The sequence below is a fragment of the Nissabacter sp. SGAir0207 genome (assembly GCF_005491205.1).
Lineage (GTDB): Bacteria > Pseudomonadota > Gammaproteobacteria > Enterobacterales > Enterobacteriaceae > Chimaeribacter.
Genome location: NZ_CP028035.1, coordinates 3,578,335 through 3,590,476 on the forward strand (window position 1 = coordinate 3,578,335; position 12,142 = coordinate 3,590,476).

The following is a 12,142-nucleotide window of genomic DNA, read 5'->3' on the forward strand; positions in this document are numbered from 1 at the left end:
CTCCGGAGTTATGTAAATGAATATCTTGATTATCGGTAACGGTGGCCGCGAACACGCGCTGGCCTGGAAAGCCTCCCAATCCCCGCTGGCGGATAAAGTCTTTGTCGCACCGGGCAATGCTGGCACCGCCCTGGAGCCGCTGCTGGTGAATGTCGATATCGCCGCCACGGACGTCAACGGCCTGCTGGAGTTCGCCAAACAGAATGAGATTGGCCTGACCATCGTTGGCCCGGAAGCGCCGCTGGTGATTGGCGTGGTAGACGCCTTCCGCGCCGCGGGCCTAAAGATCTTCGGCCCGACGCAAGCGGCTGCCCAATTGGAAGGCTCCAAGGCGTTCACCAAGGACTTCCTGGCGCGCCATGCCATTCCGACAGCGGAGTACCACAATTTTACTGACGTCGAGCTGGCGCTGGCCTATGTGCGCAGCAAGGGCGCGCCGATTGTCATCAAGGCCGACGGTCTGGCGGCGGGCAAAGGGGTGATTGTTGCTATGACGCTGGAAGAGGCGGAAGCGGCAGTGACTGACATGCTGGCAGGCAATGCCTTTGGCGACGCCGGCCACCGCATCGTGGTTGAGGAGTTCCTGGACGGCGAAGAGGCCAGCTTTATCGTGATGGTCGATGGCACCCACGTCTTGCCGATGGCCACCAGCCAGGATCACAAACGCGTTGGCGATGGCGATACCGGCCCGAACACCGGCGGCATGGGCGCTTACTCCCCTGCCCCGGTGGTCTCTGAAGAGATCCACCAGCGCATCATGGAACAGGTGATCTACCCGACCGTGCGCGGCATGGCGGCGGAAGGCAATACCTACACCGGTTTCCTCTACGCCGGCCTGATGATCTCCGCCGACGGCCAGCCGAAGGTGATTGAGTTCAACTGCCGCTTTGGCGACCCGGAGACCCAGCCGATCATGCTGCGTCTGCGTTCCGATCTGGTTGAACTGTGTCTGGCGGGCGCGGAAGGCGACCTGAGCGGCAAAAGCTCTGACTGGGACGAGCGCCCGGCGCTGGGCGTCGTGCTGGCCGCGGGCGGCTATCCGGGCAACTACCCGACAGGCGACGTGATCCACGGCCTGCCGCTGGAAGAGGTTTCAGATGGCAAGGTGTTCCACGCCGGTACCCGCTTGCAGGATGAGCAGGTGGTGACCAGCGGTGGCCGCGTGCTGTGCGTCACCGCGCTGGGCGAAACCGTGGCCGCCGCGCAGCGTCGCGCCCACCAGCTGGCCGAGAGCATCCAGTGGCAGGGCTGCTTCTGCCGCCATGACATCGGCTACCGTGCGATTGCACGGGAAAGCCAGCAGGATAAATAAAGGTACAGGTTTACAGGGGCGCTACGGCGCCCTTTTTTATGGGCGGCATTTGGCGGGATTTACAGATTGTCGGGCTTGGGTTCCCAGCGGCAGAAATCCTCATTCGCCACCAGCAGCAGTTCCGTGCCTTCCGGCGCGCTCAGCCACGCCAGCCCCAGCCGGTCATTGGACTGACTCGCCCGTTTCGCCAGCCAGACTTGTGAATAGGCACCGAATTGAGGTTTCACCGTCTCACCACTGCACAGGGTAATGACGCCCTGATTCCAGCGCCCCTGATTCAGGCTAACCTGCCCGGCGCGCAGGGTATCGCTCAGCTCACGCACGGCCTGCGCCTGATACTGGTAGCGGCCAATATCATCCGCAGAGAGCTTCTGCCGACCGCTGGCTCGCTGGCGCTGCATAAAGCTCACCTGCCCCTCACGGTCAAAGCGGATCTGGATGGTCTCCCCCTCTGGGCCAAGATGGGTCTCGCGGATCTGGTGCAGGAGATTGTCCTGATACTCGTAGCGCGTGATGACCGTCTCTTTGCCACGATAGGGGCTGTAGACATTGATAAGCGTTTGTGGATGGTTCTGAGCATCATCCTGACGCCAAAGGCGGTTGATGCCCTGATCAGCGATGTAACCGCTGGCAGTGAAGGTGGGGGGATCGTCGTGGAAACTACAGCCCGCCAGGCCGCTCGCCAGAAGGGTGGCGATCAGGCAGCGGCGGGCAAACAAAAGGGGCGTGATCGCCCCCCTGTCTATTCTTTTCACAGAAGCGCGATTATTTAACAGCGTCTTTCAGTGCCTTGCCAGAAACGAAAGCCGGTACGTTTGCAGCAGCGATTTTGATTTCTTTACCGGTTTGCGGGTTGCGGCCAGTGCGCTCGCTACGATGGTTTACTTTGAACGTCCCGAAGCCAACCAATTGTACTGCATCACCGTCTTTCAGAGACTCAGTAATCGCGTTCAGGGTTGATTCCAGTGCGGCTTTAGCCTGAGCCTTGGACAGATCAGCCTTGTCTGCGATTACATCAATCAGTTGAGTCTTATTCATAAGTTATCCTTACAGTGTGTTTATCGTTTGCAAAGCATCGAGTGCGACGGATATGCCGATGGACAGCACTCTCCTGCATACACGCACCGATAGCCACTTTTTTTACGCCCCCCAAATGTAGACCAGACAGGGTGCGGATGTGAAGCCTTAAGGCACGACAAATCAGGCGTTAAATCACGTTTTGTTGCCTTATTGCGTTAAATTTATCCCAATGTTACTGACCGCTGCTTCGCGCAGGTCAGAACGTAACCCCTTAATCAATTCCAGGTCACGCTCCTCGCAGGCAGCCAGCAAGCGGAAAATTTCCCATTGGATATCCCACTCTTCCTCGACAGCTGGCACAATTTTCAGTTCTGCGTCGGTCATCTCTTTGCCTGCCTGAGTCATCTCCAGCATGGCGACGGTTCGAATGGAAGTTTCGCTGATTGCCACGGCGTGAGAGTAAGTCTCGCCGCTAAGTCGCGAGTGGATAAGTTCCCCTAATGCGATACAGGCATCGATTGCCGGGTAAACGCCGTAAAGATCGTAATCTTCTGCCGAAGGGATCGCCTCTTCCAGCTTCTCGAGCTGGCTGTCAAAATTGACCTTGGCATCCTTTACCACCAGCGTTTCCCAAACCAGATCCAAAATGCGGCGATAGACTTGTGGATCGCCAAAACCGGTTTGCAGACAGAACATCTGATAGTTGGGGTACATGCGCTCGCACAGGCTGGCCATAAAGGTGACGTGTTGCCAGCTCTCCAGCTTTTCAAGCCGCAAGTGGATCGGGTTTTGTAACATGTTCGGTTCTCAGTAATGTTGCTGCGCGGCAGTGTACCCGAAAACTTCCAGGAACCCTATTCTTCGATTCCTAAAGCGGGCGGCAGGGCCTGCCAGCGCTGGAACGCGGGCCGGTTGGAGGCCACCGCGTCTGCCCAGCGGGTGGGTTCCGGCAGGCGGTAGCCACGCGTGCAGCGCTCCACCCATGCCAGCGCGCTGTCGAGGCCGACGCGGTGGCCGGTGGCGACAAACAGCGGGTTGCAGCGCGCCTTGCTGCGCCACACCCACGCCAGCTGTTCGCCCTTGTCCATCAAGGGCTGCTTCGCCCCGACCTCCGGCCCCAGCGGCTCGAACTTGCCGCACAGGCGGCGCTTCGCCACGCCGATGGTTGGCACGTTTACCAGCAGGCCAAAGTGACTGGCAACGCCCAGCCGGCGCGGGTGGGAGATGCCGTGGCCATCAACGAACAGCAGGTCAGGCTTCTGTTGCAACTGATCCCAGGCGGCCAGCAGGGCCGGGTACTCACGGAAGGAGAGAAAGCCCGGAATATAGGGCATGGTGGTCTTGATCCGCGCGATGCGGTACTCCACCAGCTCCAGCGAGGGGTAGCGCAGCAGGGCGATGGCGGCGCGTGTCACCTCCCCCTCCTGCTCAAACCCGACATCCGCCCCGGCGATGAACGCCGGTTGCTCAAACTCATAATCATCATGGCGGATCACTTCCGCCGCCTTGATTATCTGCTCCTGACGCAACGCCTGAGTATCAATCAAACCTGCTCCTTATTGGTGGTACTTCGCCGATTGGGCATGTACCGCATTGACGAATGCGCCGGCGTGCTCCGGCGGCACATCCAGATGGATACCGTGGCCAAGGTTAAACACATGGCCCTCCCCGTGACCAAAGCCCGCCAGGATGGTTTCGACCTCCTGTTCGATGCGGGACGGTGGCGCATAAAGCATAGACGGATCCATATTGCCTTGCAGGGCAACCTGATGCCCCACGCGACGGCGCGCATCGGCGATGTCGGTGGTCCAGTCGAGGCCCAGCGCGTCACAGCCGGTGGCGGCCATCGCCTCCAGCCACTGCCCGCCGCCTTTGGTGAACAGCGTTACTGGCACGCGGCGCCCTTCGTTCTCGCGGATCAGGCCATCGACGATCTTATGCATGTAGTGCAGGGAGAACTCTTGGTAGTCGCGGCCGGTCAGCACGCCGCCCCAGGTGTCGAATACCATCACCGACTGCGCGCCCGCCTTGATTTGGGCATTCAGGTAGAGAATGACACTGTCCGCCAGCTTGTCGAGCATCAGGTGCAGGGTCGCTGGCTCGGCGTACATCATCTTCTTCAGCTTGGTGAAGGCCTTGCTGCTGCCGCCTTCCACCATGTAGGTAGCCAGCGTCCACGGGCTGCCGGAGAAGCCAATCAGCGGCACCTCCCCCTCCAGATTGTGGCGGATGGTGCGCACCGCATTCATCACATAGCCCAGCTCCTGCTCAGGATCGGGAATCGGCAGCTTCTCTACGTCCGCGCGGCAGGTTACCGGATGGGAGAAGCGCGGGCCTTCACCGGCCTCGAAGTGCAGCCCCAGGCCCATGGCGTCCGGGATGGTCAGGATGTCGGAGAACAGGATCGCGGCATCCAGCGGGAAGCGGCGCAGCGGCTGCAATGTCACTTCACACGCCAGCTCGGCATTTTTGCACAGTGACATAAAATCACCGGCCTGTGCCCGCGTCGCCTTGTACTCCGGCAAATAACGCCCGGCCTGACGCATCATCCAGACAGGGGTAACATCGACCGGCTGACGCAGCAGCGCGCGCAGATAGCGATCGTTCTTCAACTCTTTCATGTAGGGCTCCTCATTAATCCGGCGCCATTGTACCACGCGCGCCCCGGCTTTCGCTCTCTGCACGGCACAGTGCCACGGTGTCCTCAATCAGGCGGCGGGCGATGGTGCCGGGCGGCGGCAGTTGCGGCAGCTGGTCATAGCGATACCAAGCGGCGCTGAGCAATTCGCTGGGATCAACACGGATCTCGCCGCGATCGTAATCCGCCATAAAGGCCATCATCAGCGAATTGGGGAAGGGCCAAGGCTGGGAACTGACATAGCGCAGGTTTTTCACGCAGAGGTTGCTCTCCTCCATCACTTCGCGCGCCACCGCCTGCTCCATTGTCTCGCCGACCTCGACAAAACCGGCCAGCACCGTGTGGATGCCGTTGCGGTGGCGAACGTGCTGGGCCAGCAGGATCTCTTCACCGCGGCGGATCGCCACGATCATGCAAGGGGCAATCTGGGGATAGTAGCGCTCATGGCAGTGCTGGCAGTGCACCGCCCACTCTTTTTTGCTGGGATGCATCTCATGGCCGCAGTAGCCACAGAAGCGGTGCGAACGGTAGAACTCCGCCAGCTGCACACCGCGCCCGGCCAGCTGGAACAGCTCGCGATCCTGGTCGATAAGCTGCCGCACAGAGGCCATCTCCGCTGGCCGCGGCTCGCGCACCAGCCAGATCGGCAGTCCCTGCCATTCGCCCAATTGGCGGGCGGCTTTGCCCACCAGTGAGAATTGTGTGGCCGGGCCAACCGGCAGTTCGCCCTTCGGCAGCCACAGCTTGCCCTCGTGGCTGATCACCCACCAGCCCTGATGTGATTCTGTGAGTTGAATTTCCATATTGTTATTGCATAACCTCGACTACACTGACACTCTGGGATTGTGACTTTTACATATTAGTAACGATTAAACACGTTTTCTTGCTCACGGAGTCCACCATGCTAAACCGTCTGGAAAGACTGACTCAGCGCGTTGGCGGCAGTAATGAGTTAATTGATCAATGGCTGCATGAACGTAAAGAGCTATTAGTCGCCTATTGCACGCTGGTCGGTTTAAAATCGCATAAAGAAAAGCATACGCCACTGGATGAAGAGGCGCTGAATAACTTCTGCCATCGTCTGGTGGATTACCTCTCGGCTGGCCATTTCCACATCTACGACAAAATCATCCAAGGGATTGAGGGCACGCAAAGCCCGCGCATGGTGATCACCACCCAGCTCTATCCTGCCCTGCAAGGCAATACCGAAAGCATCATGGCGCTCTACGATCGCTCGATGGAAACCACCCTGGATCACGACAACATCCTCGAATTCCATGAGGCGTTGGCCGAAATCGGCGTGGCGTTGGATGCCCGTTTCCAGTTTGAAGACCAGTTGATTGGCCTGGCGCTTGAGGCCGCCGCCCTGCCGCTGGAGCAGCCGGTCGCTAACGATCCGGCGATTGCTCGCCCAGCCTGATTTGCAGTCCCGATGACCCTACAAGGGTTGTCGTTTTTTATCCGCCTCGTATACTGAGGCTTCTTGTCGGAGTGCCTAGCGCATCATGTGGATGCCAGGCTGAGACCGTTAATTCGGGATCCGCGGAACCTGATCGGGTTAGTACCCGCGAAGGGAACAAGAGTAATTTCGTGTCCGGGGCTGCGCGCACCCTTTTTGCGCGCGCCCCCGGCCCCATTCTGTTACTCCCGCCGAAAACCACTCCAGACAAGCAACGTTCCCATACTCATACGGAAGGAATTTGCTATGTCTATCACCAAACCTGTCTCCCGCCGCCAGCAGCAACGCGCTGAGGCTCAGGCATTCATTGACGGCCTGCAGGGCGTCGCGTTCCCCAACTCTACCCGCATCTATTTGACCGGCTCACGCCCGGACATCCGGGTGCCGATGCGCGAGATCCAGCTCAGCCCGACGATGGTCGGCGGCAGCAAAGAGGCCCCGCGCTATGAGCCAAACGAGGCGGTGCCGGTCTATGACACCGCCGGCCCCTACGGCGATCCCGAGGCCACGCTGGATGTGCACGCTGGCCTGCCGAAACTGCGCGCCGGCTGGATTGCCGAACGCGAAGATACCGCGCCGCTCTCCCACGTCAGCTCCCATTTTACCCAGCAGCGACTGGCCGATGAGGGGTTGGATCACCTGCGTTTTGAGCACCTGCCGCAGCCGCAGCGCGCCAAGGTGGGCCGCCGGGTCACCCAGTTGCACTATGCCCGTCAGGGGATCATCACGCCGGAGATGGAGTTCATCGCCCTGCGCGAAAACATGGGGCGCGAGCGCATCCGCAGTGAAGTGCTGCGCCAGCAGCACCCCGGCCAGAGCTTTGGTGCCCTGCTGCCACCTGACATCACGCCCGAATTTGTGCGCCAGGAGGTGGCAGCGGGCCGGGCCATCATCCCAGCCAATATCAACCACCCAGAGTCCGAGCCGATGATCATTGGCCGCAACTTCCTGGTCAAGGTGAACGCCAATATCGGCAACTCCGCCGTGACCTCCTCCATCGAAGAGGAGGTAGAAAAGCTGGTGTGGTCAACCCGCTGGGGCGCGGACACGGTGATGGATCTCTCCACCGGCCGCTACATCCACGAAACGCGGGAGTGGATCCTGCGCAACAGCCCGGTGCCGATTGGCACGGTGCCGATCTATCAGGCGCTGGAGAAGGTCAATGGCGTGGCCGAAAACCTGACCTGGGAGATGTTCCGCGACACGCTGCTGGAGCAGGCCGAACAGGGCGTGGACTACTTCACCATCCACGCGGGCGTGCTGCTGCGCTACGTGCCGATGACCGCCAAGCGCCTGACCGGCATTGTCTCGCGCGGCGGTTCCATCATGGCGAAGTGGTGCCTCTCCCACCACCGTGAGAACTTCCTCTACCAGCACTTCCGCGAAATTTGTGAAATCTGCGCCGCCTATGACGTCTCGCTGTCGCTGGGCGATGGCCTGCGCCCCGGTTCTATTCAGGATGCCAACGACGAGGCGCAGTTTGCTGAACTGCATACGCTGGGCGAGCTGACCAAAATTGCCTGGGAGTATGACGTGCAGGTGATGATTGAAGGCCCCGGCCATGTGCCGATGCACATGATCCGCCGCAACATGACCGAGGAGCTGGAGCACTGCCATGAAGCGCCGTTCTACACCCTCGGCCCGCTGACCACCGACATTGCGCCGGGGTATGACCACTTCACCTCCGGCATCGGGGCCGCCATGATCGGCTGGTTCGGCTGCGCGATGCTCTGTTATGTCACCCCGAAAGAGCACCTCGGCCTGCCCAATAAAGAGGATGTGAAGCAGGGGCTGATCACCTACAAGATTGCCGCCCACGCCGCCGATTTAGCGAAGGGACACCCCGGCGCGCAGATCCGCGACAACGCGATGTCCAAGGCGCGCTTTGAGTTCCGCTGGGAAGACCAGTTCAATCTGGCGCTGGACCCCGCCACCGCCCGCGCCTACCACGATGAGACGCTGCCGCAGGAGTCCGGCAAGGTGGCGCACTTCTGCTCCATGTGCGGGCCGAAGTTCTGCTCAATGAAGATCTCCCAGGAGGTGCGCGACTACGCCGCCGCCCACCCGATTGAGGTACGCGATGCTGGCATGGACCAGATGTCCGCCGCCTTCCGCGCCCAAGGCAGTGAGCTTTACCAAGAAGCCGCCCTGCAACCGGAGGCCAGCAATGAGTAACCTGCCCGCCTTTCCGCCCGTACCGCACCGTCTTGGCCTCTACCCGGTGGTGGACAGCGTGGCGTGGATCGCCCGCCTGCTGGAAGCTGGCGTAAGAACCCTCCAACTGCGCATCAAGGATCTGCCGGACGCCGAGGCAGAGCCAGCGATTGTCGAGGCCATCGCCCTTGGCCAGCGGTATCAGGCTCGGCTGTTCATCAATGACTACTGGCGGCTGGCGATCAGGCATCAGGCCTATGGCGTGCATCTGGGGCAGGAGGATCTGGACAGCGCCGATCTGGCGGCGATCCGGCAGGCCGGGCTGCGCCTTGGCGTCTCTACCCATGATGAGGCGGAGCTGGCGCGCGCGATCGCCGTGCGCCCCTCCTATCTGGCGTTGGGCCACATCTTCCCGACCCAGACCAAACAGATGCCCTCTGCCCCACAAGGCGTGCGCGATTTGGCGCGGCACATTGATCGCCTACAGGGTGCCTTCCCGACGGTGGCGATTGGCGGCATCAGTATCGCGCGCGCGCCGGAGGTGCTGGCTACCGGCGTCGGCAGCATCGCGGTGGTCAGCGCCATCACACAGGCACGCGACTGGCGTCAGGCCACCGCGGAGTTACTGGCGCTCTGCGCGGAGGCGGATGATGCTCAATGACGAAGATTTCCTGCGCTACAGTCGGCAGCTGTTGCTTGAGGAGGTTGGCCCACAGGGGCAGGAGGCGCTGCGGGCCGCCACGGTACTGATTATTGGCCTCGGCGGGCTTGGCTCGCCGGCGGCGCTCTATCTGGCGGCGGCCGGTGTCGGCACGATCCTGCTGGCCGATGACGATCGGCTGGAGATCACTAACCTGCAACGGCAGATCCTCTACCGCACGGCCGATCTCAAACAGCACAAAGCCGGGCTGGCCAGCCAGCGGCTGCGCGATCTCAACCCGCAAGTTGAAGCGATCGCCCTGCCGGTGCGGATGCAGGATCAGGCGCTGGCAGACGCCGTGAAGCGCGCCGATTTGGTGCTGGATTGCAGCGACAACATGGCGACCCGCCACGCGATCAATCAGGCGTGCATCTCGGCGGGCAAGCCACTTATCAGCGGCAGCGCGGTGGGCTTCAGCGGCCAGTTGCTGGTGCTCACGCCGCCCTATCGCCACGGCTGCTATGCCTGCCTCTACCCTGACCGCGATCTGCCGGAACGCAACTGCCGCACCGCCGGGGTGCTGGGGCCAGTGGTGGGGGTGATCGGCACGCTACAGGCTCTGGAGGCGATCAAGATGCTGGCTGGGATGCCCGCCGCGCTCGCTGGCAAACTGCGGCTATTCGATGGCAAGCAGCAGAGCTGGGCGACCCTGCAACTGAGCGCCGATGCCGGTTGCACCGTCTGCGGAGGGCGTGATGGTCATCAGCATTAATGACGAGCGCCTGCCCCTCACTGCCCCCCTGACGTTGGCGGCGCTGCTCCACCAGCTTGGCCGCCACCAGCCCGGCACGGCGCTGGCCGTAAACCAGATCATTATCCCGCGCGCGCAGTGGGAGACCCACATGTTGCAGGACGGCGACGCCATTCTGCTGTTTCAGGCCATTGCAGGAGGCTGAGATGCTGACGATTGCCGATGTAACTTTTGACTCTTCCCTGTTTACCGGTACCGGCAAATTCGCCAGCGCCGATCTAATGCAAGCGGCGCTGGCCGCTTCCGGCAGCCAGTTGGTGACGATGGCGATGAAGCGCGTTGACCTGCGCGGCGGCAATGACGCCATTCTGGCCCCGCTGCGGGCGCTGGGGGTGCGGCTGCTGCCCAACACCTCCGGGGCGAAAACGGCGGAAGAGGCGATCTTTGCCGCCCAGCTGGCGCGTGAGGCGCTTGGCACTCACTGGGTAAAGCTGGAGATTCACCCTGATGTGAAATACCTGCTGCCCGACGCCGTCGAAACCCTGAAGGCGGCGGAGAAGCTGGTGAAACTGGGGTTCGTGGTGCTGCCCTATTGCAGCGCTGATCCGGTGCTGTGCAAGCGGCTGGAGGAGGTGGGCTGCGCGGCGGTAATGCCGCTCGGTGCGCCTATCGGCTCCAATCAGGGGCTGAAGACCCGCGACTTCCTCGAGATCATTATTGAGCAAGCACAGGTGCCGGTGGTGGTGGATGCGGGCATTGGTGCGCCCAGCCATGCCGCCGAGGCGATGGAGATGGGAGCCAGCGCGGTGTTGGTGAACACGGCGATCGCCGTGGCCCGCGACCCGGTTGCCATGGCCCGTGCCTTCCGGCTGGCGGTGGAGGCTGGCAAGCTGGCCCGCGAGAGCGGCAGCGCGCCGGTGCTCTCCCACGCCTCCGCCTCCAGCCCGCTGACCGCGTTCCTCAGCCAAAGCACTGAGAGGCTGCTATGAGCAACTTCAGCGATTATTGGCAACAGCTGGATTGGGACGATACCAGCCTGCGCATCCACAGCAAGACCGCGCAGGATGTGGAGCGGGCGCTGGCGGCAGACCGGATCAGCCGTGAGGATTTTATGGCGCTGATCTCACCCGCGGCGCTGGCCTACCTGGAGCCGATGGCCCAGCGCGCCCAACGCCTGACCCGCCAGCGCTTCGGCAATACGGTCGGCTTTTACGTGCCGCTCTACCTCTCCAACCTGTGTGCCAATGAGTGCACTTACTGCGGTTTTTCGATGAGCAACCGCATCAAACGCAAAACACTGGATGAGGCAGAGATTGCGCGTGAGTGCGCCGCCATCAAGGCACTGGGTTTCGACCATCTGCTGCTGGTCACCGGTGAGCATAAGAGCAAAGTGGGGATGGACTATTTCCGCCGCCACTTCCCGGCGATTCGCCAGCAGTTCAGCTCGCTGATGATTGAGGTGCAGCCGCTGGCGCAGGAGGAGTATGCCGAGCTGAAAGAGCTGGGGCTGGATGGCGTGCTGGTCTATCAGGAGACATACCATGCCGCGACCTACCAACAGCACCATCTCCGCGGCCAGAAGCAGGATTTCTTCTGGCGGCTGGATACGCCGGATCGCCTTGGCCGGGCAGGCATCGACAAGATTGGGCTGGGCGCGCTGATTGGCCTATCGAACAGTTGGCGCACCGACTGCTATATGGTGGCGGAGCACCTGCTCTATCTCCAGCGCCACTACTGGCAGAGCCGCTACTCGATCGCCTTCCCACGGCTGCGCCCCTGCACCGGCGGCATTGAGCCAGCCTCCCTGATGAGCGAGCCGCAGCTGGTGCAACTGGTGTGCGCCTTCCGCTTGCTGGCGCCGGATGTCGAGCTGACGCTGTCGACCCGCGAGTCGCCCTATTTCCGTGACAACCTGATCCCGCTGGCGATCACCAACGTTAGCGCCGGCTCGAAAACCCAGCCTGGCGGCTATGCCGACGATCACCCGGAGTTGGAGCAGTTCGCCCCGCATGATGACCGCTCGCCGAGGCGGGTGGCCGAGGCGATTGCGCGTGCGGGCTTGCAGCCGGTCTGGAAAGATTGGGACAGTTTTCTGGGAAGGGGCGCGCAGGAGTCCTGCAACGTTGCAGCACAGAAAAATACGTCTTGGAGGGCTGCCGAAGGATAAG

At 61.6% G+C, this 12,142-nt stretch carries 14 protein-coding genes and 1 riboswitch; of the genes, 8 read left to right on the plus strand and 6 right to left on the minus strand.

The genetic code is table 11. The features are described 5' to 3' along the window. Nucleotides 1–16 precede the first annotated feature (16 nt). Nucleotides 17–1,312, plus strand: a complete 1,296-nt coding sequence (purD, locus tag C1N62_RS16035; protein WP_137764567.1) for a phosphoribosylamine--glycine ligase — start codon at nt 17–19, stop codon at nt 1,310–1,312. A 59-nt stretch (nt 1,313–1,371) separates the two neighbouring features. Here purD and C1N62_RS16040 read toward each other — a convergent pair whose 3' ends face one another. The 6 genes from C1N62_RS16040 to nudC all read right to left on the minus strand — a co-directional run bounded on the left by C1N62_RS16040 (nt 1,372) and on the right by nudC (nt 5,773). Next, nucleotides 1,372–2,031, minus strand: a complete 660-nt coding sequence (locus C1N62_RS16040; protein ID WP_206057756.1) for a DUF1481 domain-containing protein — start codon at nt 2,029–2,031, stop codon at nt 1,372–1,374. Between the two features lie 46 nt (nt 2,032–2,077). Then, a complete protein-coding gene (hupA, locus tag C1N62_RS16045) occupies nt 2,078–2,350 on the minus strand; it encodes a nucleoid-associated protein HU-alpha (RefSeq protein ID WP_137764569.1) in 273 nt (90 codons plus the stop codon). Nucleotides 2,351–2,539: 189 nt separating this feature from the next. After that, entirely contained in the window at nt 2,540–3,130 is a 591-nt protein-coding gene (locus C1N62_RS16050; RefSeq protein WP_137764570.1) for a YjaG family protein, read from the minus strand. A gap of 56 nt (nt 3,131–3,186) precedes the next feature. Next, nucleotides 3,187–3,879 carry a deoxyribonuclease V gene (gene nfi / locus C1N62_RS16055; protein ID WP_137764571.1) on the minus strand — a complete coding sequence of 231 codons (693 nt, stop codon included), beginning with the start codon at nt 3,877–3,879 and terminating at the stop codon, nt 3,187–3,189. 9 nt (nt 3,880–3,888) lie between these two features. Next, complete coding sequence (gene hemE / locus C1N62_RS16060; protein WP_137764572.1) at nt 3,889–4,953, minus strand: uroporphyrinogen decarboxylase; 1,065 nt, start codon at nt 4,951–4,953, stop codon at nt 3,889–3,891. 13 nt (nt 4,954–4,966) lie between these two features. Further along, nucleotides 4,967–5,773, minus strand: coding sequence for an NAD(+) diphosphatase (nudC, locus tag C1N62_RS16065; protein ID WP_137764573.1), 807 nt, complete (start codon nt 5,771–5,773; stop codon nt 4,967–4,969). Nucleotides 5,774–5,871: 98 nt separating this feature from the next. On the opposite strand from nudC, the gene rsd reads away from it, so the two are divergent. From rsd to thiH, 7 genes are all read left to right on the plus strand, one after another. Continuing rightward, complete coding sequence (gene rsd, locus C1N62_RS16070) at nt 5,872–6,390, plus strand: sigma D regulator (RefSeq protein ID WP_137764574.1); 519 nt, start codon at nt 5,872–5,874, stop codon at nt 6,388–6,390. Nucleotides 6,391–6,447: 57 nt separating this feature from the next. Beyond that, a riboswitch (TPP riboswitch) is annotated at nt 6,448–6,563 on the plus strand. A 112-nt stretch (nt 6,564–6,675) separates the two neighbouring features. Further along, nucleotides 6,676–8,604, plus strand: a complete 1,929-nt coding sequence (thiC, locus tag C1N62_RS16075) for a phosphomethylpyrimidine synthase ThiC (protein ID WP_137764575.1) — start codon at nt 6,676–6,678, stop codon at nt 8,602–8,604. Then, nucleotides 8,597–9,244, plus strand: a complete 648-nt coding sequence (gene thiE, locus C1N62_RS16080) for a thiamine phosphate synthase (RefSeq protein ID WP_137764576.1) — start codon at nt 8,597–8,599, stop codon at nt 9,242–9,244. Before thiC ends, thiE begins: the two co-directional genes overlap by 8 nt. Then, a complete protein-coding gene (locus C1N62_RS16085) occupies nt 9,234–9,995 on the plus strand; it encodes a HesA/MoeB/ThiF family protein (RefSeq protein WP_137765042.1) in 762 nt (253 codons plus the stop codon). Before thiE ends, C1N62_RS16085 begins: the two co-directional genes overlap by 11 nt. Then, the gene (thiS, locus tag C1N62_RS16090; RefSeq protein WP_137764577.1) at nt 9,979–10,179 is read left to right on the plus strand and encodes a sulfur carrier protein ThiS; all 201 of its coding nucleotides are present in this window, start codon (nt 9,979–9,981) and stop codon (nt 10,177–10,179) included. The genes C1N62_RS16085 and thiS overlap by 17 nt, the downstream gene beginning before the upstream one ends. Nucleotide 10,180: 1 nt before the next feature. Continuing rightward, nucleotides 10,181–10,963 (plus strand): thiazole synthase, encoded by a 783-nt coding sequence (locus C1N62_RS16095; protein WP_137764578.1) that lies wholly within the window; start codon nt 10,181–10,183, stop codon nt 10,961–10,963. Then, nucleotides 10,960–12,141 carry a 2-iminoacetate synthase ThiH gene (thiH, locus tag C1N62_RS16100; RefSeq protein WP_137764579.1) on the plus strand — a complete coding sequence of 394 codons (1,182 nt, stop codon included), beginning with the start codon at nt 10,960–10,962 and terminating at the stop codon, nt 12,139–12,141. Before C1N62_RS16095 ends, thiH begins: the two co-directional genes overlap by 4 nt. Nucleotide 12,142 lies beyond the last annotated feature (1 nt).